General features: G+C 47.1%; 15 protein-coding genes and 1 pseudogene. 2 read left to right on the top strand and 14 right to left on the bottom strand.

All coding sequences use genetic code 11. The features are described 5' to 3' along the window. Positions 1-496: 496 nt before the first annotated feature. Positions 497-1,105, top strand: a complete 609-nt coding sequence (locus tag J2Z65_RS18575; RefSeq protein ID WP_167057496.1) for a DUF7010 family protein — start codon at positions 497-499, stop codon at positions 1,103-1,105. Positions 1,106-1,125: 20 nt separating this feature from the next. Here the strand turns inward: J2Z65_RS18575 and J2Z65_RS18570 are convergent, their stop codons facing one another. The 11 genes from J2Z65_RS18570 to J2Z65_RS18520 all read right to left on the bottom strand — a co-directional run bounded on the left by J2Z65_RS18570 (position 1,126) and on the right by J2Z65_RS18520 (position 17,231). Further along, entirely contained in the window at positions 1,126-1,893 is a 768-nt protein-coding gene (locus J2Z65_RS18570) for a sugar phosphate isomerase/epimerase family protein (protein WP_167057499.1), read from the bottom strand. Positions 1,894-2,111: 218 nt separating this feature from the next. After that, the gene (gene gcvPB, locus J2Z65_RS18565) at positions 2,112-3,671 is read right to left on the bottom strand and encodes an aminomethyl-transferring glycine dehydrogenase subunit GcvPB (RefSeq protein ID WP_167057504.1); all 1,560 of its coding nucleotides are present in this window, start codon (positions 3,669-3,671) and stop codon (positions 2,112-2,114) included. A gap of 27 nt (positions 3,672-3,698) precedes the next feature. Beyond that, positions 3,699-5,099 carry an aminomethyl-transferring glycine dehydrogenase subunit GcvPA gene (gene gcvPA / locus J2Z65_RS18560; protein WP_167057507.1) on the bottom strand — a complete coding sequence of 467 codons (1,401 nt, stop codon included), beginning with the start codon at positions 5,097-5,099 and terminating at the stop codon, positions 3,699-3,701. Between the two features lie 56 nt (positions 5,100-5,155). Continuing rightward, positions 5,156-5,938 carry an SDR family NAD(P)-dependent oxidoreductase gene (locus J2Z65_RS18555; RefSeq protein ID WP_167057510.1) on the bottom strand — a complete coding sequence of 261 codons (783 nt, stop codon included), beginning with the start codon at positions 5,936-5,938 and terminating at the stop codon, positions 5,156-5,158. Continuing rightward, complete coding sequence (gene lacZ / locus J2Z65_RS18550; RefSeq protein WP_167057513.1) at positions 5,931-9,110, bottom strand: beta-galactosidase, LacZ type; 3,180 nt, start codon at positions 9,108-9,110, stop codon at positions 5,931-5,933. The genes J2Z65_RS18555 and lacZ overlap by 8 nt, the downstream gene beginning before the upstream one ends. Positions 9,111-9,154: 44 nt before the next feature. Further along, a complete protein-coding gene (locus J2Z65_RS18545; RefSeq protein ID WP_167057516.1) occupies positions 9,155-9,967 on the bottom strand; it encodes a carbohydrate ABC transporter permease in 813 nt (270 codons plus the stop codon). Beyond that, positions 9,964-10,917 (bottom strand): carbohydrate ABC transporter permease, encoded by a 954-nt coding sequence (locus J2Z65_RS18540; protein WP_240159692.1) that lies wholly within the window; start codon positions 10,915-10,917, stop codon positions 9,964-9,966. The genes J2Z65_RS18545 and J2Z65_RS18540 overlap by 4 nt, the downstream gene beginning before the upstream one ends. Positions 10,918-10,992: 75 nt before the next feature. Next, positions 10,993-12,270, bottom strand: coding sequence for an ABC transporter substrate-binding protein (locus J2Z65_RS18535; RefSeq protein ID WP_167057522.1), 1,278 nt, complete (start codon positions 12,268-12,270; stop codon positions 10,993-10,995). Positions 12,271-12,389: 119 nt separating this feature from the next. Then, positions 12,390-13,613 (bottom strand): response regulator transcription factor, encoded by a 1,224-nt coding sequence (locus J2Z65_RS18530; RefSeq protein ID WP_167057525.1) that lies wholly within the window; start codon positions 13,611-13,613, stop codon positions 12,390-12,392. Further along, complete coding sequence (locus J2Z65_RS18525) at positions 13,591-15,246, bottom strand: sensor histidine kinase (RefSeq protein ID WP_342357351.1); 1,656 nt, start codon at positions 15,244-15,246, stop codon at positions 13,591-13,593. Before J2Z65_RS18525 ends, J2Z65_RS18530 begins: the two co-directional genes overlap by 23 nt. A gap of 278 nt (positions 15,247-15,524) precedes the next feature. Next, positions 15,525-17,231, bottom strand: coding sequence for an amylo-alpha-1,6-glucosidase (locus tag J2Z65_RS18520; RefSeq protein ID WP_167057528.1), 1,707 nt, complete (start codon positions 17,229-17,231; stop codon positions 15,525-15,527). A gap of 350 nt (positions 17,232-17,581) precedes the next feature. Between J2Z65_RS18520 and J2Z65_RS36140 the strand changes: the two are divergent. Continuing rightward, positions 17,582-17,665: pseudogene (locus J2Z65_RS36140) on the top strand (AraC family transcriptional regulator); the annotation flags it as partial. A 94-nt stretch (positions 17,666-17,759) separates the two neighbouring features. On the opposite strand, the gene J2Z65_RS18510 reads toward J2Z65_RS36140, so the two are convergent. The 3 genes from J2Z65_RS18510 to J2Z65_RS18500 all read right to left on the bottom strand — a co-directional run bounded on the left by J2Z65_RS18510 (position 17,760) and on the right by J2Z65_RS18500 (position 23,543). After that, a complete protein-coding gene (locus J2Z65_RS18510; RefSeq protein ID WP_167057531.1) occupies positions 17,760-19,040 on the bottom strand; it encodes an L-cysteine desulfidase family protein in 1,281 nt (426 codons plus the stop codon). Between the two features lie 78 nt (positions 19,041-19,118). Further along, positions 19,119-20,342 (bottom strand): MFS transporter, encoded by a 1,224-nt coding sequence (locus J2Z65_RS18505; protein WP_167057534.1) that lies wholly within the window; start codon positions 20,340-20,342, stop codon positions 19,119-19,121. Between the two features lie 168 nt (positions 20,343-20,510). Then, positions 20,511-23,543 carry a family 43 glycosylhydrolase gene (locus tag J2Z65_RS18500; protein WP_167057537.1) on the bottom strand — a complete coding sequence of 1,011 codons (3,033 nt, stop codon included), beginning with the start codon at positions 23,541-23,543 and terminating at the stop codon, positions 20,511-20,513. Positions 23,544-23,591 lie beyond the last annotated feature (48 nt).

Raw genomic sequence — 23,591 nt, 5'->3', positions numbered from 1 at the left:
GCGTTGTTACGTTGTCTCATTCCGCTCGCCTCCCTTTATATGAATAGTACCTTATTTCCCATGGTACTCTCCAATTTAATTAGGGGGCTTAATAGCAAGCGGGAACTAGGTTCTTCTATTTTGTCATTCTGGTTGAAAAAGGGCCAATTTCGCTGAAATAAGGCCCTGTGGTTCCCCCTAAAGGGTAGAATCTCCGTTTTTCGACTAAATAGCGGCCTTCAGTTTCCTTTAATAAATCGTCTCAAATAAACATAGCCTACTCAACCCACTCGCGCTGCAGCGAGAACAAGTTCGCCTGTATTAGTATCGTATCAATGTCTTCTTCCACGCATATACGTTTCATATGTCAATACCCTTCCTAAGTATAGCTTGGGTTGGAGCCAGGTAGTTTTCATTATGCAGTGCAATGTTTCATTATCCGGTGATTAGGTGTAAAAGTATGGATCAGAAAACAGGGTTAACACACAAAAATCTCTATGAAAGGAACTTTTCACTCATGGAACATAAATCATCACCTATTCCCAGAGGAGCGGTGCGGGGGGCTGCTTGGGGTGTCCTCTTCATGGCGTTTTTCGGCACGCTCTGGGCAAGTATTGGCATTGGCGGACTGCAAGGCTGGGGATCCCCTTGGGTATTGATTGCTGCTATTATCATGGGGCTCACCCTGCTCGCGTGCGGCATCTCCCTATTTGCATCGGCACAGCATCTATCCAACCAAACGACAGAAGCAGATGCTCGCCGGTGGAAACGGGCAAGGCTTTGGTTTGGCCTTATCTTTACGATAGAAGGTGCGGCAATCGGGGCCGCTAGCGCCATCTGCAGCGCCACCGATCGCTTTGGCCTGTTTTTTCCTGTCATGGCAATCATTGTTGGCGTACATTTCATTCCGCTCTCGACTCTTTTTCAAGTCAAGACCCATTATGTAACCGGCCTGCTCCTCTGTTTACTTGCGATTTTCACACTCCTGTTCTTTCCGGAGAGAGTCATGCTGGAGGGCCGGCAAATCATCACATGGTGGCTCGCGGTTGGCTTTGGCTCAGCTCTGATCTTATGGGGAACGGGCTTATCCATTTGGATAGCGGGCCAAAGAATGAAGAGACGTTAATTTCCCTTACCCTCAACTCCTCACAGGCGGAAAGTTTCTTTTATATATGCCAAGCTAGCGGGCAGCTCCGTTTCCGGATCTTTAACCGTACACTCGGCAGAAATCATTCCTTCATATCCCGAAGCCTTCAGTGCTGAGACAAATTGATCGTACGGGTAATTCCCGGACCCTGGATAAAACCTGCCCGTATCCGCAAGATGGATATGCTGCAGCCAAGCTTTATTATCGACTAGCGTTTGTAGAGGCTCATTCTCTTCATCCATATGATAAAAGTCCGCTAGCACCCGAATTGACGGGTGGTTGGCTTGACTCGCAAACATTACGGCTTCCGACACACTATTCACTAAGTTAGATTCCTTCTTATTAAGCGGCTCTAATGCCAAAGTGACGCCTGTACCAGTAAGCGCTTCACCGATATGAGCTAGCAATTGAATGAACTGTTCCTCTGCACGATCCCGTTCCCAGCCATCGGGAATGTTACGTGATTTCCCGCTCCCAAGCACCACTGTTTTAACTCCAATATGATTTAATGCGTTGGCAGCTTTGTATATGTAACGCCGAAGACGTTCCTGATCAACTTCCGGCCCTACTACCTTCATGTCCCCAGGAAAAAAGATGTTGAATGCGTTGACGGGTAACGGGCTATTTAAAAATAAAGGCAGCCTTTCAGCATAATCCTTTTCATTTTCAAGATTTAAAGAGACAAGCGCGCATTCTATGTAATCAAAACCCAAACTTCTTAATCTCTCTGCTTGTTGAATCTCACTGCACCATCCAAAAGCGTACATTTTCCTCATCCCTTCACATTTAAATTTTTCGATTGGTTCAGAGTTTCAAAACGATTAACGAATGTTATGGCAGGCACAGATGACAGCGCATACATATCTTTACATACATAAGACGCCAATCGACAAGGAAAGTTTCTAGATCATTTATCAGAAAAATCTCAGAAAACAGAAAAAGCCCCTCTCGGAGCTTCTCTGTTAACAAATAATAAGGAATGGAATTATTCCGGTTGTGTTTTTTTCAAATACGCACGCCATGTTATGCACCACTTCTCCGGATCATCAAGGGATGATTCATCGTTCCGGTGAACGGTACTGTTATGCGGAGCTGACCGCACAATTTCGGGCTGAGTGTATGCTTCATGCGAGATATGCTCCAAGGCTTGAATGTATTCATCCAAATCCTCTTTGGAATATGATTCCGTCGGCTCCAAGGTAAAAGGCTGCTTAACGATATACGGATGATGGGACGTCCAGTAGTGTAAGCCGAAGTCGCACATACGGCGAGTAATATCCTCTGTTGTGACACCCGTCTCCTCTGTAAGCTGCTTCCAGCTGTAGCGAACCTGTTCCAGACGTCGTCCTTTGATATAAGGTGCGCTCGCTCCGCGGATTTGCAAAATTTTGTGATAGAGATAATTGTTGTTCAAAACGGCAATTTGAGCGACATCTTTCAGTCCATCCGGACCGAGGCTCAGTATCCAAGCGTAGGAACGCAGTACAGTCTGCGCTACGCCATGGAAGCTGCGGACCTTGCCAATACTGTCTGCCGGCTGGCTGACTAACCTATAACGGCTTCCATCGTAATCGACGAGCGGTCCCGGTAAGAAACGCTTGAGCTCCTCACTGACACCAAGAGCACCTGTAGCGGGGCCGCCGCACATATGAGGGGCTGCAAAGGTCTTATGCAGATTGAAGAAGCACATGTCGAAGCCTGCTTCCTTCGCTCTTGTGATGCCAAGCAAGCCATTCGCATTGGCTTGATCGTAGAAGCAAACTCCGCCTGCTTCGTGAACAAGGTCGGTAAACTCGCGGATTCGGTGGTTATAAATACCTGTATCTTCCGGGTTCGCGACTACAAAACCTGCAGTCCGCTTAGAGATTACGCCCTTCAATTTCTCGATGTCCGGGAATCCGTCTTCGTCAGGGTGCAGCGTGATGATTTTGTAGCCCTTAACCGCAGCTGTAGCAGCTTGTGAGGGATGGGAGAAAATCGTTGTAATGATCTCATCCCGCTGTTCACCTTCCCCGCGCGAGTCGTGATAAGCGCGAACGATAGAGGCCATCGCAAGCAAAGCCTGCGTACCGCTGCTTGGTTGGAAGGAGAAGGCATCCATTCCGCTGATCTCACGCATGGCAATGTCCAGTTTATAGAAAATTTCAAGCATGCCCTGAACGGAATCGGCATCCTGCAAGGGATGCAGTTCCATCATATGAGGCGTACGGATAAGCATTTCGTTAATACGCGGAATATACTTCATCGTACAAGTCCCTTGCCCGATTTCAACGTTCAAATCGGAGCCTAACGTCTCTTGGGAGAGACGCAAATAATGACGTAGTACTTTGGCTTGACCGATTTCAGGTAAAGCAGGCGCTTTGCTTCGCTTCATTGAAGCAGGGATTCGCCCAATACCGTCTCCTACCTGAGCGGCAATGCCAGCCTCCGCACTAGGCGGAATGACGCCACGCTCCCCTTGACGGTGAAGCTCAAATATGACTGGTTCATCCCATTTGGCTTGATGAAAATTACGAACTTTATGATCTCTGCGAATTCGTTTCATGGCGTTCCGTCCTTTCTCTCTATAAGATCATGGTTTACGAACGATGGTTTGAATGGCGTCTGCCAGACGGTCAAGATCCGCCTGCGAATGAATTTCAGTGACGCAGTAGAGGGCACATTGTCCCCATGAAGGGAAAGTTGCCGACAAATCTTTGCCGCCGAAAATCCCTGCTTCTAACAGGCTCGCATTGATTTGAGCGACAGTTAGGCCCGTTTCGTTGAAATCAACAACGAACTCCTTGAAAAAAGCGGTCCCTTCGAATCGGAGGGATATGCCGGGAATGGAAGAGAGCAACTTAGCCGCGTATTGCGACTTCTGCATAATCGTCTCCCCAACCTCCTGCATGCCAGTTGGACCCAGCAAGGCCAAATAGACACCTGCGGTAATTCCCCATAAGGCTGTCTGTGTACCAACGGACTCTTTCCCTTTCTCACGAAGAGCGAATGATGTGCGTTCATAGGCCACGTCGCCGAATCCATATTCACCTTCAACCTCCGTCGGCACAATGCCGAACAGCCTGGAAGGGTATTCCATGACATATGCCTCTTCATCACGCGTCGCAATAAATCCGGCTTGCCCGCCGCCATAGTTCATATGCATCCCTAGCGGTTGCAAATCTCCACAGACGATATCTGCGCCATATTGGCTTGGCGGCTGAAGTACGCCAAGGGAGATTGGGTCTACGCCAACGATGCAGATGGCATTCACATCATGTACCAACTCCGCTATTTGATGACCTTGATCTTCAATGATGCCCAGATAACCGGGATTTTCGAAGTAAACCGCTGCTATGTCGCTTGATAGTTTGTTTCGCAAATCATTCAAGTCCATCTTGCCCGTCGCTTCGTCGATGTCAACAAAACGCAGCTCCATCACAGGTGTGCAGTAGTTATGGATAATCATCACTTTGTCAGGATCCACTGATTTGGGAAGCAATGCAACACTGCGGCCTGTCATACGGCCTGCCATCCGAATAGCCGTTGAAGCGGCTTGAGCCCAGTCAAAAGTCGGGACATTCACAACGTCCATATCGACCAGCTCTGCCATCAGGCTTTGATACTCGAAAAGCGTCTGGAATCGTCCATGATCTTCATAGGGTTCGCCGGCATACGCCGTAACGAATTCGGAACGCTGATTGATTTCATCACAAATCGCAGGAATAAAGTGCTGCCAGCAGCCCGCTCCGAGAAAATTCAAATAAGCAGCACCGTGCTTGTTCTTGGCGAGCACGCCCTCCACATGTCGACGCAGTTCATACTCGTTCATAGCTGGAGGAAGGTTCATCTCTCTATTTAGCTTCAAACTGTCCGGAATGGCATCATGCAGTTGATCCATCGAGGACAATCCGATTTCTTTCAGCATGGCATCACGAACCTCTGGTACGGTATTCGGAATATAAGGATGGGCATATGTTCTGTTATTAGGCAAAGGTAACGCCTCCATTCATCGTTGTGTACGCATAAATTTTCAATCCACACTAGCCCTTAAGCAATGCCCCCGCCATCTACAACGAGCACACTTCCCGTTACCCATGAAGACATGCTACTTGCAAGAAACAGAACGGCATTGGCGATATCACGCGGTGTTCCTAATCTCTCGAGCGGTCGGCCGCCGGCTGAGGCTACTAGGAATTCAGCCTCGTTTCGCTGAAGCTGCTTCGCTTCATCCCGCAGCAGCGGCGTGTCCGTGTCGCCTGGCGATACGCAGTTCACCCGAATGTTCGCAGCGCCATGATCGATAGCCATAGCTCGCGTTAAATTTACAACGCCTGCTTTGGCGGCGCAGTACGCAGCAGCGCGGTCTCCGCCTTTTAACCCCCAACCGGAACCGGAATTAATAATGCTGCCCCCACCCTCTCGTTCCATGATGGGAATAATATACTTAGAAAGCATGTAGACTCCTTTTAAGGAAACATCGATGACGAGATCCCAGTCGCGTTCTTCCAACTCTACGACTGTTTTTCGCCGAATGATCCCCGCATTGTTGAACAGGATATCAATTCGTCCATGTGCGTTATCGATTTCGCCCGCAACACGCTCGCAATCAGCCGAAGAGGACACATCACAGCGGTAGAAACTCGCTTGTCCTCCCTGCTTATTGATCACCGCTACAGCCTGTTCACCTTGCGTTTCGTTAATGTCAAGTAGGATGGAATGCGCGCCAAAGCTGGCCAGCAGTTCAGCTGTCGCAAGGCCGATTCCTGAAGCACCGCCGGTCACAACCGCTATTTTTCCCGATACATTCAATATATCTTGTGTATTAAGCATGGTTTATTTCCTCCTGTTGTAAATGCTTCATTTCCATTTCAACTCTCATTTGACGGCTCAACCGTGCTGGTGAGGTATCTTCAGATAAATAGGGCTTGAGCAGCATTTGGAAGCGGAATGCTTCTGAGGTGACGGTGCTCTCCGCGGACTGTGCAGGTCCACAGCTGTTGCTGCCAAGACCATTCTGCTTATAATCCAAGTTGACTGTAATGAAATCCCGCGGTGTTAGGTCACTCGCATGTTTAGCCGCTTCGATATCAGCATCGGTATAGCGCCGTGCGCTGAATTCTAGAGTCGGCGCTCCTACGGCCAAAAGGCCGATTCCGGCACCGTCCGTTACTGAAACCCATCTGACATCTGTGCGGTTGCCGTTCTCCTGCGGATAAATATAAGGCGTGAATAGTTCATCGACATTCTTACGATATACACCAAACCGTCCTGCTTCCTTACTATCAGAATAATTCTCTCCTGGACCGCGACCGTACCATTGAACGGCATCCATTTTTTCGGGGAGCTCCATTTGAAGTCCAATCTTCGGAAGCATCGCAGGCGGCTTGCCTTCAGGAACCCCCTGCACGTCGATAATGATCAGACCTGAGCTCATGATGGTGTAAATCGTTTCACACCGGAATCCCCAGTCGAATACCGGAGGAGCGATACGTGACGCGAAAGTTATACGAATCGATCCCTCATCCAACCTCTCCCAGCGGCAATCATCGATTCGTTCGCTGAGCCTGTCGAGATACGCTTTGCGCCAATCAGGAAGGACGTACATATCGTTATCGATTGGAGCTCGCCAAAAGTTTAGCCGAGGCCCCTTGTTCACCAACTCTTGGCCGTTCATTCGCAGTGAACAGAAACCCGACAACCGTGTGTCGAAAGTGATCTGAAATAAATCGTTCCTTAGAATGAGCTGACGATCTACCGCTGTACAGGATAAACTTCGATTTGGTTGACTAACTGCTGTAGAAACGAACGAATCATTGATGTTACTTTCCGCATTTCGCTTGTGCTCGCTGTTCCCGACTGATGCTAGAGCAAGCTGTGCCCAAGCTACTTCATGACCTTGTTTACCCCAGATGCAGTCTGCTGCAAGCGTGAAGCCGACATTCAACCAACGTTCCGCACGTGGATCCAATAAGGTTAGCTGCCCATCTGCTCTTACAGGGACTTGTAGTTCCATGCTTTCGCCAGGGCCAATCCGCGGCAGTACAAGTACACCACTTTGGACTGTCTGCCCGTCTATTGTCACGCTCCAATCTGCATGAAGGTGATCGAGCGTCACAAAATCATAGCGGTTGGTGATACAAATGCGATCATTTTCTATATAGTCGACCCTGACTGGCTCAATTATTTTCTTATATTCAATAAGACCTGGGGACGGTGTCCGGTCCGGTCGAACCAGACCGTCAATAACGAAATTGCTATTGTTCGGCACATCGCCGTAGTCACCGCCGTATGCGTAGTCGTCTTTACCCGCAGCCGTCTTCCTGCGGATACCATGATCGATCCATTCCCAGACAAAGCCGCCCTGCAGTCTTCTATAGGCATCGAAAGTATCGAAGTAGCGCTTGAGACCGCCTGGACCATTCCCCATGGCATGGGCGAACTCGCATAAAATATGCGGTTTCGGGTGATCGACAAGTTGGCCGAAGCCTGCCATTTTCTCGGGGGACGAATACATCGTGCTCACAATATCGCACACTTCTGCCTCGCGATCTTCTTCATAATGGATGAGCCGAGTTGGATCTGCTTGCTTGCACCAGGCCGACATCGCCCGGAAATTGCAGCCGAAGCCGGACTCATTGCCAAGGGACCAAAAAAGGACGGATGGATGATTCTTATCGCGCTCCACCATGCGGCGAATGCGGTCGATATACGCTTCCTGCCAAGCAGGGTCATCGCTTAGCCGTGAAATATTGCCCAGCGGCTCAAAGCCGTGTGTTTCCAAATCCGTTTCTTCCATGACATATAAGCCATACACATCACAAATATCGTAAAACCGAGGATCATTCGGATAATGTGCCGTTCTAACTGCATTAATGTTATGCTGCTTCATCATCTTCACATCTTGCTTCATCGTCGAGAGCGTCACTGTGCGTCCCGAGACCGGATGGTGATCGTGACGGTTTACGCCCTTCAGCATGATTGCCTTGCCGTTCACTAAAAACTGACCGTCCCTCACTTCGATCTTGCGAAACCCGACTCGCTGAGCAACAACCTCCACCATTAGATCGTTCTGATCCACCAGGCAAATGATCAAATGATACAAATTTGGAGCTTCAGCACTCCAAAGTGCAGGCTTTGAGACGGGCATCGAAACAGAAAGCATCGTTTGATCTGCAGCAGCCAAGGCGATTTGCTGTTTACTCTCAGCAATGCGTTGACCTGCCATATCCAGCAGCTGTAACTGAAGCTCTCCCGCCAAGTCATGCCCTTGCAATTCCACTTGGACTAATAAATCCGCATCGCGATAGTCCGCGTCCAATTCCGTAACGATTCGATAATCCGAAATACGAAGCGAGCCAGGTCCCGAAATCAAATACACATCCCGGAAAATACCGCTCATATACCACATGTCCTGATCTTCCAAATAGCTGCCATCTGACCATTGATAAACACGCACAGCCAATCGATTGATTCCTTGCTTTACGTACGGTGTCAGATCAAATTCCGACGTCAAACGGCTTCCTTGGCTGTAACCAACGAATGTCCCATTGACCCATACATGAAAGCTGCTATCCACGCCATCAAATTTCACGGACAACTGTCTGCCTTCCCAAAATTGCGGAAGCTCAAACTCTCTTACATAAGAACCCGTCGGATTATCGTTAGGCACATGCGGAGGATCTACCGGAAACGGATAGTATAAATCCGTATAATGCGGGTGACCGTAACCTTTCAGCTGCCAGTGACTAGGTACTTGAATCTCATCCCAACCTGACAGATCATAATTCTCTTCGTAAAAATGTTCCGGTGCCCATTCAGGCCCCTTCGACCAATGAAACTTCCAATTGCCATTCAGTGATTGAAACCAAGGGGAGCTCCCTCGATCATAGCTCAAAGCTCCGGCTTGGTCGGAATACGGGATGAAATAAGCCCGGCTCTTGGCGCGATTGCGCTCCAGCACGGCAAGATTATCCCAATCGCGTTCCACTTTCTCGTTACGCATAGCTGCTTCTCCTCTCGAATCACGATCTTTATCTCTTTGCGGATCTATCCTTTAATTCCCGTACCTGCGATTCCACCGACAATATAGCGCTGCGCGAAGAAGAATACAGCCAGCGGCGGAATAGAGATCAAACAAGTAATCGCCATAATGGACTGCATATCGACGCCAAACATCCCTTTGAACTGGGACAGTCCAAGCGTCAATGTATATTTGGACTGGTCATTAAGGAAAATTAGCGGTCCTAGATAATCATTCCAGCAGCTCATAATTTGAAACACGCCGACTAAGATGAGCGATGATCCCATGAGAGGAACAATAATCCTCACAAGAATCGCAAATTTGTTAGCCCCGTCAATCGTTGCCGCCTCATCTAATTCACGAGGAAGCGTCAGAATAAACTGTCTTAGCAAGAAGATGAAATAGGCCGAACCGAACCACGATGGCACAATAAGCGGTTTGAGCGTATTAATCCACCCGAGATAATTGAACTCCATATACTGCGGGATCATGGTGACTTCCCATGGAATCATCATCGTTGCAAGCACAATCAGGAACAAGAGATCGCGCCCTTTAAACTCGAATCGAGCAAATCCATAAGCAACGAGCGTACAGGAGATCAGTTGGCCGAGCGTTGACATTAACGTCACGATGACGGTGTTTTTCAGAAATAAGTTAAACGGCTGAATCGTCCAGGCATCGGCAAAATTGCTGAATTTCCACACGGAAGGAATCCATTTTGGAGGAAAAAGGTACAGCTCCGTTTGTGATTTCAGCGCCGTTGTCAAAGCCCAGAACAGCGGTGCGATGAACAGCAGTGAGCAAATAATCAGCATTGCATACACGATTATCCGTTTCATTCAGGCTGCCTCCTTCCGCTGGACTTCGATTTCTTCTGAGGCTTGCGCTTCATTTCTCCTTCATAATACGCCCAAGCTTCCGACGATTTGAAAACAAGGAATGTCAGACAGAGTACAATAAGGAACATGAACCATGCGTTTGCTGCAGAATAACCCATTTTAAAAAACTTGAAAGCATTTTCATACATATACATCGCGTAGAAGTACGTTGATTTCATAGGTCCGCCTCCCGTGAGGAGAAGCGCAAGAGTCAACTGCTGGAACGCCGCAATAATAGACGTGATGAGATTGAAAATAATGGTAGGGCTGAGCATTGGTATCGTCACGTTAAAGAATTGTTTAAGTTTGCCCGCTCCATCCATTGAAGCGGATTCATACAAATCCTTCGGAATCCCCTTAAGGCCTGCCAGGAAGATGAGCATCATCGAACCTTGCCCCCATAGACTCGCTACGACCATTGCTACGAGAGACCAACGTGTATGATTCAACCAGTCCGGACCTTGCACACCGATTGTCGAAAGAAAATAATTCAGAATGCCGTAATCCCCGCTGTATACCCAAGACCAGATCATAGCGAGGGCAACGCCGGAAATAACAGAAGGCAGGTAAAATGCGGTTCGGAATATCGCGCTGCCGCGAATTTTCTGGTTGAGTAAAATCGCTAGTCCAAGGGCAACCGCAATATTCAGCGGTACGAACAGAGCCGCGAATTTGATCGTCACTCCGAAAGATTTCCAGAACAGAGGATCGTCGGTAAACATATCCACATAATTGCCAAAACCGATAAACCTTACTTTTCCTACAATCGGCCAATCGAAAAATGAAATAATGAGCGAGAATAACAATGGCCCTAAAGTAAACACTAGGAACCCGAAGATCCATGGGAAAATGAAGAGGTAGGGAATTCCCCCACCCCAACTGCGTTTCCTTCTAGGCATGAGGTTGGCCATTGATTTCCCTGCTTCTGCTTGCTGCGGGTAGGTTTGAGCCATCTCCTAACCTTCTTTCTGCAATAACGGATTATGTTATTTCAAATAGCGTTCGCTGTCTTTCACAGCCTGATCCAGCGCCTCCTGTGCATTGCTGCCATGTACGACAGCTTCGACAGCCGCAGATAGTTGGCGGTTCATTTCATTCCATTTGGCATTGAGCAGGAAGGCCGGCGAGTTATCCGAGCGCTGAAGCATCGTGTAGAACGGTTTGTACAGAGGGTCCTGATCTTTCTTCAACTCGTTGACGACACTGACTCTGACAGGCAAATCCGCTACACGCATTTTGATCGCTTCATTGGAAACGTAATATTTGATAAACTCCCAAGCCAAATCTTTCTGCTTCGAATCTTTCGCAATCGAGAGAGCAGATTCCGCTACTACACCTTTAACTGGTTTCCCCGCAAACGCAGGCATCTCTACAGTCCCTACATCAATGCCTGCTTCCTTGAATGACTCCAACGGCCAGATGCCGCTTTCCCACATCGCGATTTTACCGCCTTTGAAAATATCCTCGCCACTTTGCTGGCCTTTGCCTCCTGCCAGTACCGCCGAGCCGTTTTTGACCATATCGCCGAATAGTTGAATGGCCCCGGCTGTTGCTTTGCTGTTCATGAAGCCATTAATCGTTTTACCGTCATCAGAGATATAAGAACTGCCGTTACTCCATACAAATCCTTGCAGATCGTACGTATCATTCTCTGCTCGAACACCGAACCCGTACTGTTTCTTTGCTTTATCTGTCAGCTTTTTAGAGATATCCTGGAAGTCATCCCATGTCCAGCCGTCCTTTGGATAAGGAATCTTTGCCTCATCAAACAACTTCTTGTTGTAATAGACAACACGAGTTGTGAATCCCGCTGGAATGCCATAGAGCTTGTTATCAATCGTCGCGTAATTGAATAATCCTTTGTAGAAGTCATCCTTGTTCAGATCCTTATCTTTGTCAGCATAGCTGCTGAGCGGCTCAAGCGATTGGTGGTACGTTGGGAAATCCCACATGTACATCACATCCGGAGGATTCGTAGCACCGAAACCCGCAGCAAGCTTTTGGTCGAAACCGTCGGCATATGCTTCTACTTGAACATTCGTCCCTGGATGAAGCGCCTCGAATTTCTTCGCGATATCCTGCTCGATCTTAAGGGCATCTCCGGTATCCCAAGTGGCGAACCGCAGCGTTTTCACATTGCCTGAATTGTTGCCGTCCGTCGGTTGTGCCGTCTTGCCAGTCGTACCCTCGTTACTACCGGCGCATGCTGTAAGCGTTATTGTCATTGCAGTCGCAACAACAATGAGTGAAAGTTTCTTTTTCATTCGGTCAGCTCCCCTATCACTGAGTGAGGTACATAATAATTGAACCGCTTTCATCATAACTAAAATGAAAGCGGTTCAAAACCGATAACTATTCGAATGTTAGCGCTTTTTTGTTCGATTCACCGAGGCTGGTGTCCATTTGTTCGGAGCATGTCGTCTTTATGTTGGCTGCGGTACTGACTAGGCGTTTGACCTGTGCAGCGTTTAAACCATTTGCTGAAATATTTGCTGTCGCCAAGCCCCGTGCGCTCAGCAATATCTTGCATCGTCAGTGCGGTATCCTTTAACAATCCATAAGCCAACTTTAGCTTGCGTTTATATTGAAAAGCGACGAAGCTGTCTCCCACCGCTTTCTTGAACAAAATGGAGAAGTGGCTCCTGCTTAGGCCGACTTGTCCCGCTACATCGCTGACAGACCACTCAGCTGACGGATTCTCATGCAGGAGCTTAACCGCTTTCCAGATCGGCTCGGGCCAATCCTCGCCGGTCACGTCATAGATTTTGTCCAATTCCGCTGCTTTATGCAAAGTTAATAACGCTTCAAGTCGTTCTTCCGTGCTTGTCAGCGGTCCCTTTTTTGACCACTTCAACTTCGAATTTTGGCTTTTATTCTCAACAAGCAGACTCTCCACCGCATGTAGGAGCGATTCGGGGACTATATAATAGCAGCGATCATCTCCGTAAGGAATAACGGCCCCCTCACGGAGTTGGCGATCTTCCTGGGCTGCCGCTTCCAAAAGATCCGACCAAGCCGCTTCGCATCCGGAAGTTTTAATCAAATAGACATAGACAGGCTCTCCGTGAAAAGACCACACCTCGCGGGTGCGTTTCTGCATCTCCCCAACAAGTTTGTCATTATGGCCATTGAGCCAAGCGTAGAGCATAGTACTAAGCCGTTCACTTTCATTCTCACTGCCCGCTTCCTGATAGAGAACTGGCGTCGCTGGTGCCATTGACAGCTCGTGTTGAAATTTCGCCAGCATGCCTTCTAGTTCTTCATCCTCAAAAGCAGTCTTAAGCAAATAACCGGCTGCTCCAAGCTTTATTCCTTGCTGGGCGTATTCAAAATCCCGGTGACAGCTAAGCAGAATAATTTTTGTATCGGGAGCAGCTTCCTTTACCAGGCGTGACAATTCAATGCCATCCATTTCAGGCATAACGATATCGGTAATGACCACTTGCGGCTTATGCTCTTGGAAAGCTTCCCAAGCTTTACGGCCATTCGTCGCGTCCGCAACCACTTCCATCCCAAACTTTTCCCATGGCACCGTAGACCTAAGCCCTTTTCGAACGATGCTTTCGTCATCTGCGATGATCACTCTAATGTTCTTCCTTGTTTCCATGCGGACTCTCCTCCTTCTTAGGCCATTCCATGATGATCGTGGTTCCTTCTCCATGAACGGATTGTACCTTTAACCCATACGGCAGGCCAAAATGCAGCTTGAATTTCTGATCGGCATTTTGCACACCCAGACCTCCCCTGCCCTTGCGCTTCGGCTCATTTGGCAGCAGCAGGCGCTTCAATTTATCCGCAGGAATCCCGGCTCCATTATCGGTTAGCGTAAGCACCAAATGATTGCCTTCCTCCCGAACGTGTAAGGTAATCACTCCCTCGCCGTCCTCAAAACCGTGGAAAAAAATATTTTCAAACAACGGCTGAAGTGTCATGCGGGGAATCAAATAATGCTTATACTTCTCATCGCAGGTTAACTCATACGTGAATACAGGGCCATAGCGGACCTCTTGGATTTTCAGAAAATGCTCGATCATTCGCAGCTCCCGGCCAAGCGGGATCAATTCCTGCGAGATATCCAGATTGCCTTCGAGAACCATGGTAAGATGATAAAGCATTTGGCGGATATCCTCCGCGCCCTGCAACCTGGCTTTCCATTGAATCGAATTGAGTGTGTTAAAAAGTAAATGCGGGTTGATCTGGTAGTGAAAAGCTTTCAGCTCCGCCTCCTTCTTAAGCCGCTCACTTTGCTCAACCTCGCCAATTAATGTCTGAAAGCCGCGCACCATATTGTTAAAACTTGAATCCAAACTGCCCAGCTCATCTCTCGCTTCAACCTGTGTCCTTGTATGCAGCTTGCCGAAGCCGACCTTCTGCATCGCATCCTTCAGACGGCGAATCCGTGCCGTGAATCGGGAGGAGAATAAATACGCAAACCCGAACGCCAGCAGACACGAAGCAACTGCAACCATAATCGTATTAGATCTAATAATACTAGATGAGCGATAGAACGCCTTGGCAGGCTGCCTGGCCTCGATGGTCCATTGATTAACCGCAAGCTTTTTGTTCCACACAATATCACTTGTTTGCGAAGTGAAGGCAGCTTCAGTCTCATAAATAATTCGCCCCTGAGGATCTGATATTCGAAGATGTGCCTTTGTATCGGTCTCGAACAGCTTGAACATATGAAGCAAATCTTCCGCATTCTCCTCAATCAGAATCTTGCTGCCGCGCAGTGCGCCGTAAGGGTTGTTAATCGGTACAGCCAACCCCAGCACGGGCATTCCCGATTGTTCGGTTTCCTTCATCTCATGATTCTGAGGATAAAATCCTAGCCAATACTTCCCTTTATACGTATCCGGCATAGCCTGCCACGCGGGGATTAGACTGAGTTTGGTTACATCCAAATTATTTTCCCCGTAATAATAGCCTGAGTTCGTAATGATATAAATACCAGTCGTCCGATCGGTTTTAAGCGCTTTCAGAAGTACTTCAAAATCATCCTTATCCATAATCTCTTTGTACGTAATGGGAACCTGGTTTCCTAGATCCACTCTAGCCGGATCAAGCAAATAGGAGTAAACCGTCTCCGTCGTTTGATTCATCCGATTCAAATAGGAGCTCGTCTGCTGCTCCAACTGCGCCACGGCATTCTCACCGTACTTCCCGAACTGTGAGTTGATCACCTTCGCGGACTGATAATAGGATAAAGCTCCAAGTGAGAGCAGCGGAATAATGGTCACGATAAGAAAACAGAAGAGCAGCTTCGTACGAATGCTCCGATAAGAGCCGGACAGCCGGCGGATGTTGAGCTTCTTATGCCAATAACCTTTGATGATCGCCCCTCCTCCAGCTTTCTCAGTTTAATCGCACTCTTGCAGTTTAGCATGGAACATATTCAGCGAACAATGTATCCACCCTTGAGAGGGGTGTTAAACGATCATCGTTCCACACTTCCGGCCTAAACGGGAAAAGCACCTCCCTTCTGCTCGTCAATAGCAGGGTGAAGTGCAGTTATTCACTAGTTGGTTGTATACTCATGACCTAGAATCAAGAACACACTTGATGTCCATGTAAAAGCTCGATCCCGCAAACCTTGTCCCGTAATCGCATCAAAATTCTCCGCCATCCCGCTACGATCCAGCATCGCACAGAATCGGCGCGCAACCTCTTCGGCCAGTTCACGGTCCCCCGCTGCGGCGGCTCCTTCGATAAGCAGCATGGTCGACGGCGCCCAGATCGGGCCTCGCCAATAGCCGTCTGGCTGGTAGTAAGAACTCTTCAAACTCTCTGTCGCCCAACCATTTCCGGTTAGAAAACGACCTTCCTCTCTTAACCCTTTAAGCAAAGCTGTGCGGATCGGATCGGGCAGCCGTTTGCCAAGCAGAATGGGAACGAACATAAGGAGACTGTCGCCATCGGAAAACTCGTGTGTACCGGAGCGGCAAGCCATAAAGCGGCTATCTTTCCAGAAATGAAGCAGCATCTTCTCCAGTGTGTCCTCAGCAAGCTTTTGCCATTCGATCTTTTCTTCCTCAAACCCAAGTAATCCTGCAATCTCGGCAAGCACCTCGCTTTGAAGAATGAGAAAAGCCGCTAAATCCGGGCTTTCCACCGGAATGCCATTATTGAATGCGGTGCTGTTATCCCACCCGGAGTCATTGCCGTGATTGTACTGCGGGATGCCATCGCCATCTCCGTCGCGATATCGGAACCACCATTTCGTCCATTTGGATAGCGGTTGGTAAACTTCCCGAAGCTGAACTGCCTGAATATAGTCCGTTCTTGCCATCATCCAAGCAAGCGTCCATCCGTGGATTGGCGGCTTGTTGCAGTTCCAGAGCTCATACTTGTCATTGATGAAATCCGGAATCAAACCGCTCTCATCCTGACGGTCAAAGAAAATCATGAATTGATCCCACGCCAATTTCGGATCATGACGAACGAGCGCCATCGCATTGAAACAGTGATCCCAGCTCCAGATGTTCGTCATCCAGTTTTTTGACATATACATCGCTGTACGCGTCAAGCAACCCTCTGCCGGAACGAGGCAGGACCACGTGATATATGCCGCCAACTCCCGACTTTCTTGCCAACGTTCCGGCAAAGGCAGGGTGCAATTCACCCATTCTGCAAATTCCGCTTTTACCTGCCTCACAGTGTCATCAAAGGTTTCCCATTCAACGCGCGGCTCCCACACCGTGCGAAATTCCTCGATAGCAAACTCGGAAATGCCAGAATCTGCTGCAGGCAGAAAGTCTGCGATGACATAGGAACTTTTGATTTTGTCCCATGGCACTTCCATTTTCAAATCGCCAACCAGCGCTGTCAGCATAAACCTGCTTTCATGCGTGAAGCTGTTTACCTCCCAGCTCTTCAAAGCTGCTTGGTAAGCATAATCATAAGCTGCCGTGCGGAACGTTAAGCGAATCCCGCATCCTTGTGACCGAAACCGGCATGTTCGACGATCCGAGATACAGATCTCAGCAGTTAAGCCTGTCGTTGAAGTAAGCTGGATCATTTCAGGGCTAGCTACTGCCTGGAATGGCACAGATTGACCGATTTCATTCAGCATTTCAATTCGAAACGCTTCACCGAATTTATCGTCGCCGCCGCGTACAGTACGCAGATACAAGCCTGCATTTCTATCTGCAGATTCAGGAAGAATCGAAATCGCCAAGAAAGACTCTCTCCGGCTGAAAGGTACAACGTTCAGGTCAAAGTTCATAAGATATCTCCTTTTCGAAAGCAGAATGCGCTTTCATTGTAACCAAGGAAGTTCTGAGGTAGAACCGACAGTTGTTTGTGATGGGGAGGCAATTTGTTGTCTTCTGGGGTAATCTTGACTTACAGGTGGCATTTTGTTCGGAGTTTTTCGTCATATTGTTTGAAATATGACTCGCCCTCTAGTTCCCGCTGCTCAAACTAAACGGGATGGGTCTGCTAAATTTTAATATCCGTATGAAGTTGATGTACGGAAACCAAACTTTTGTCCGAATTGTCAACGTAATTTGGGAAGGAACGGCTGTCAGTTAAGGTCATTGTCGCAGAGGACGAGGATTTGATTCTGTTGGCGAACGCGTCGGCTATTCCGATCAGTTTTATTTCAGCCGCATTTTCAAGCAGATGACAGGTTTCACGCCGAAGGATTACCCGCGATAAACTCAAAAAAGGACCTGAAGCCAATCTTCAGGTCCTTTTTGGGCAGCTACGTAGACGACGGAAGATGCCAACGTTGGCTATCTCAAGCATCGTGCTAAATGTCTTTATTTAACATCATTTCGAGTATAAGCTTGTCGATATCCGATGTTGCTTCATTCCCTATACGGCAAAAGTTATCAATCGTCTTCTCAGCGTCATTTTCGATAAATCCATTCGTCGAGGAGATGGACGTCCCTTTGGAAGCAAGGAGTGCAGATTGTACCGCGGCACTTGTACAAGTCGCAACTTTCATAGCGCAGCCGCCTTTTGCACCATCGCACATCATCCCGGTCACATTGCCGAGCATATTTTGGATCGCGGCTTTAATCTCCGTTATGCCACCGCCCAGCAGATAGGTAATTCCGCAGCTTGCCCCCGTACCGGACACGGTAACCCCGCATAATGCAGATAACCGTCCAAATTTGGACTTGATATGAATGGTGACCAAATGGCTTAATGTAACGGCGCGGATGAGTTTGTCCTCCGAAGAACCAAGCCTCTCTGCAGCCGCAACAACAGGGTTTGTCGCTGCAATGCCTTGATTGCCGCTTCCTGAATTCGCCATGACGGGCATCGTAGAGCCAGCCATGCGAGCATCTGATCCAGCTGCCGCGAGCGCCATCGCATGGGAAATTAAATCATCTGACAAAATACCCTTTTGCACATTTTCTTTAATCGTCTTACCAACTTCGAGACCGTAAGCATGCGTCAAGCCGTCTATTCCTGCCTTGCGGTTCAATTCAATGCTTTGCTTGACCAAGCTGAGATCTTCAAGATCAACCGTATTCACGAATTCTACAATCGAATCGATCGTTAATTCGCTCCGCTCCTCTTTCGAGCTTTTAAAGCTTGCACTTGCACAGCCACCGGTGTCAACGACCTTTCCGTCAACTTCTACCAGCGTTATATTCGTATGATTATCCGTAATAACAACCTTTGCGTACCTCATCTCGGCTTCGATAACAACCTCGATATATAATTTCCTTGGCGTATCGGCAAGATGGACAACAGAGATGCCCTCTTTAACCATTTCCTGCGCCTCAGTAATATGTTCCGGCTTAATATCAGCGAGAACTTCAAGCTGCTTCTCTGCATTACCGGCAATCGCCCCTAACGCAGCAACAAAGTCGATGCCTGTTAAGCCAGTACCGGGTATACCAACCGCTAATGCATTCTTGATGATCCCTGCGCTTGCATAAACCGTAATTTTGTTGATTTTTCCACCGACATAGCTCCTAGCCTTCGCAGCAGCCAAAGCAATGGCTACTGGCTCCGTGCACCCAAGCGCGATTACGAGTTCGTTTTTAAGGATGTTAATAAATGTCTCCGTCTTCAAGCTGTACCCCCTTAACACCGAAAGGCACTAGGACCTTTTGAATGATCTATAAAATATACTATAGTTACTCAGCTTAATTCAACTGGCCGTGTCACTAGTGACTGACTGCCGGACGTCTACAGACTTTCGTTTGGCAAACAACAGTGTCAATATACCGCTTATAATTGTAAGTACGGCCAGTGTCAATAAAAATGTAGAAATGCCGAACCAATCAAGACATGCGCCGGTCGCAAGCAGAGCAAGCTGAAACATGACACGATCAAGCATCCCTCGGAATGAGAAAAAACGGCCCTGGACATCTTTCGGCACTTTAATCTGGAATAGTGTAGAAATCATCGGAAAGAAAAACGCGACTGCGCAGCCGAACAAAACAAAAGAACCGAGCACAGCAAAACTGCTCTCGCTAAAGGACATTCCGGCAAAAGAGAACGCAAACAATAGCATGAACAACGTGGAACTGGTTACCAGATTACGCATGCCAATCACTCGCTTCGCAAATAAACCTGCAATTAAAATACTCGTTCCTTCTAAGGAGTAGATCCATCCCATCAGTTCAGGTTTATGCTGAATTTGGCTAAACTTCAATACAAGCAAATTAAAACCGCCAAGAAACAAGGTAATAATTCCGCTATTGATAAGAGCGATCAGAATCGACGGTTCTTGTCGAATGAGCAGAAACAACTCCGAAAATCGAATTTTTTCCTGCTTCTTAGCTGCAGCGGAATCCGCCCGATTTGGAATCTTAAGCTGTGTAATGAGCATGACGAGGATGACGTAAAAAACTAGCGACAACGCGTAGACCGTATACAAATTCATTACGGATACCAATATCCCTGCTGCAGCAGTGCCACCAATTCTAGCTATAGTGATCACGTTAAAATTAATGCTGTTCGCCCTAAGCAGATCCGAAGCAGGAACGACGGAAGGCAGCGCAGCTTGTACGGTAGGCATATAAACAGTAGCCGCTAATTGCATGATAATGACGGATAACAACATGATGGCAACGGATTGGTAATATAAAGCAGCAAACATAATAATCGGGGCTAGACAACGGAAAAGACCAGAAATAAACAATATTTTTTTCTTATCAAAGCGATCTGCCCACACGCCGGCTTGCGGCGAAATGAGTACGCCAAGAAATAAACCGCACATCAGGATCAAGCTTTTCCCTAGATCGGACGGCACATGACTCTGCATAAATTGTAAATTCGCAATGATGCTTGTCCATATGCCTGCGCCCTGAATGGCTTCTCCTATCATCATAAAAACAAAAGTTCGATTTCGCAGCAAAGAAGAATTCATTCCTAATCTCCAATCTATGTGTGATTCTCAGAATCTCTCCATCATAGCACATATGTTCGCACGTGCCAATATGACAAATACATACAGCCAGCGTGCTTTCAATCCGTATGACAAATCGAAAAGGAGCTGCCATAAGGCAAGCTCCTCCACGATTATTTTCATATGCTATTATTGAAAAATTGCTCTTGCGATAATTGCCAAATCAGCAATATCAATGACGCCATCATGGTTGACATCCACTTTTTGGACCACATTCCAATCTGGGCTCGTTGAATTTTTACCATAGCTGGCAGCTGCGATCGCGATATCACCAATTGTCACTTTGCCATCTCCGTTAATATCTCCAGTTAAGGAAGTATTAACAGAATTTTTAAAGGCTTGCAGCGCTTGAGTTAAGATGCTTGCTGCTTGATCGATTTCAGCTTGGCTTCTTGCATTTGCGGATGCTGTAATCGCTGCATCGATCGCCGCTTGCAAGGCTGCTTTGGAACCGATTGGGTATTGTCCTGGCGCACTGCCTTCCACGGCTGCGTTCACGGCAGCCTGAGATTGTGCAATCAAAGCATTCAATGCTTCTTTGTTCAGCTCATTCGTGCCGGTGACTTGTACAGTATGCGTGACAGAGTTCAAAGAACTTTCCACACCCGCTGCGTTGGCAAGTTTCGCTTGTGAAAGCGTTATGCTTGCATTTGCTGACTCTTTGATAGCTTTCCACGTTAATTTAAGCAGTCCGCCATCTGTTGTTATAGAATGATTTGCTCCTAGACTTGCAAGCAGGACACGTACATGACCTGGAACATCTTTCTTAACGTCGACGACCAAAAGACCTTCTTTCAGAGACTCGACCGATACAAAATTAAAAGTATCAGGGTTATAATCGAACGTTAAATCCTGAGCATAAATCGCTTCGTTCACGCTGCTCGATACATGGCTTAATCCATAATTCAGTTCGAAGTTGCTTCCAGACGATATTTGAGACGCGCCCGTAAGGGTTCCTGATAATTCTGTAGTCTCAACTGAATTTGGTACATCAGCTTTATACATCGTCAAATGGTCCAAATTCACATTACCGATATTGCCATTATCAATCCGGTAACTGATTACATTTTTTCCTGCTTTTAAAGATAAACGTTCAGAAGCTGTAAACCATTCATCCCAACTAATGGCTGTTTTATCAGGTGCAATTGTTTTGACATGTTTGCCATTGACATAAACATTGATTTGGGCTCTTGCAGGCAATTGTACCGTTGGGTTATTGGTTGATTCCCCGTTTACTTGCTCACCATAGGCATATCTCACACCTACGATATAATCACCATTTTCAGCTGCATTGACAACAAAATTTGCTTCAGCCCCGGATTTTTTAGGCAGGTTAATATAACCTGTTCCTTGATAATTCAAATGGCTGTTATCTTTTGTAATCTCACCTAAGAGAATGGCATCTTCTGCTTGAAACATATCGCCTTGTCCTAAATCACCCGAAGGTAAATTTTGCCATTTATTCGGAGAAACCGGTACACCAAAGTTTGGTGTGCCATCTTCGTTCCAACCGAATTTCTTAATATTCACTTGACGCCACCAGTTGCGTCCTGTGTCTTGATATACACGTGAATGATAGATCATCCAGTCTTCTTTCCCATCGACTGACTTTACGAAACCTGCTCTGGCAGGGCCGGATACATCACTGGTAGAAACGAAAACATCATTTTTACGTGTCCAAGAACTCGGGTTTAAGAAATTCCCGTCTGTGTTCATAAAATAAGATAACCGATACCCATCTGATGCATAGTCGCCTTCAGACATGGTGATAAATACTTTTCCATCTTTTTGTAGCACACGAGGACCTTCTCCTCCGCCGCCCGGCAAGAAGGAACGATCCGCTGTAATTGTATACGGGTTATCCATGGGCGCAATAGCCGGACCGATAGGTTCGCCGGAACCTAATGTCCCCCATACTGCGTACAGTTTTCCTTTGTTCTCGAATACCGTAAAATCGTTTGCTTGCTTGTAAACGCCATTTTCTCCAGCATATAAGGCACCTTTATCGACATAAGCCCCTTGAGGATCATCCGAAACGGATTCTAAGACGGTAGCCATATGTTTGTACCCATAAGCTTGCAAGTCAGCGCAGTAATAAATGTACCATTTACCATCGAAGAAGAAGATTTCCGGAGCAAAAATACGCGTTTGAGTTCCTTGCGAATCAAATACCTGTATCTTTTCACCTTGGTCAGTCAACGTACGGGATTTGGATACATAAACTTTATTGTTAGAATCCAAGTTACTTGAAGAAACAAAGTAATAAAAACCGTCTTTATAGGTTACAAATGGGTCTTGTCCTTGATATAACGGATTGTTAAATTTCGTTGAGACAGATGAACTTGTTACACCCATTTCTTTCATGAATTCGGATCTTGCAATCGATACGGCCTCAATTCCATTAATTAATAGGTCTAGCTTATCACGATCATTTGCTGTGTTAGCATCAATTGTGTTAAGCAGTTCCTCAGCCGTAATTTTCGTTGCATGCAAATGATTTAATGCACTTTCATTTACTTTGTCAGCAAAGTTTTCGGTTAAATAGTCGAGCTTTTGTATTTCAGCTGTCAAATCGGCCTTTTTCGTTACGATCATACGATCTGCCGGCAAATAAAGGGCCGACTCAGGAACGATTTCTCTTTTCTGATTTGCACTTTCCCACTCCATACGAAGCCAAGTGCCGCCCCAGCCTTGCAAATATTCTACTTTGATGTCATAGTGCTTTCCTGCTTCCAAAGAGATAGGGATGCTGTCTTGCGGTTTTTCCCAAGTTTGCTGCCAAAAGTCAATGATCAGCTGCCCATTCACCCATAGTCTGAAACCATCATCACCGACCATATGGAAGGTGTAATTTTCTGTGTATTTTGGAACGATGGTACCCGTAAAACGTGCTGTATTATAATCAGGAGTTCCTGAAAATTGATTGAAGATGCTTCCAAAGGAATCCCCATTCAAATTGCCAATAGCTCGTGATCCTCGTAAATCATCGAATTTAAATACGTTAATATCTGTGCGATTATCAGGGTTGGGGATACATTTAAAGAAATCCCCCATTAATCCGTGACCATCCATGGTTGGATCAGCAGCACTAGCATTCAAAGGCATGTTGATCGTGCATGCAAAAAGGATGATAGCCATGAGTATTCCTACTACTTTTTTCATCTTTTTTTCTCCTACTCTCCATTTTTTTGTAAGTAACAAAGCTTGCAG

Source organism: Paenibacillus aceris (assembly GCF_017874035.1).
In the GTDB taxonomy this organism is placed as follows: Bacteria; Bacillota; Bacilli; order Paenibacillales; family NBRC-103111; genus Paenibacillus_E; species Paenibacillus_E aceris.
Note: the sequence above shows the minus strand (reverse complement) of the source record. Positions and strands in the feature narration are given on the sequence as shown.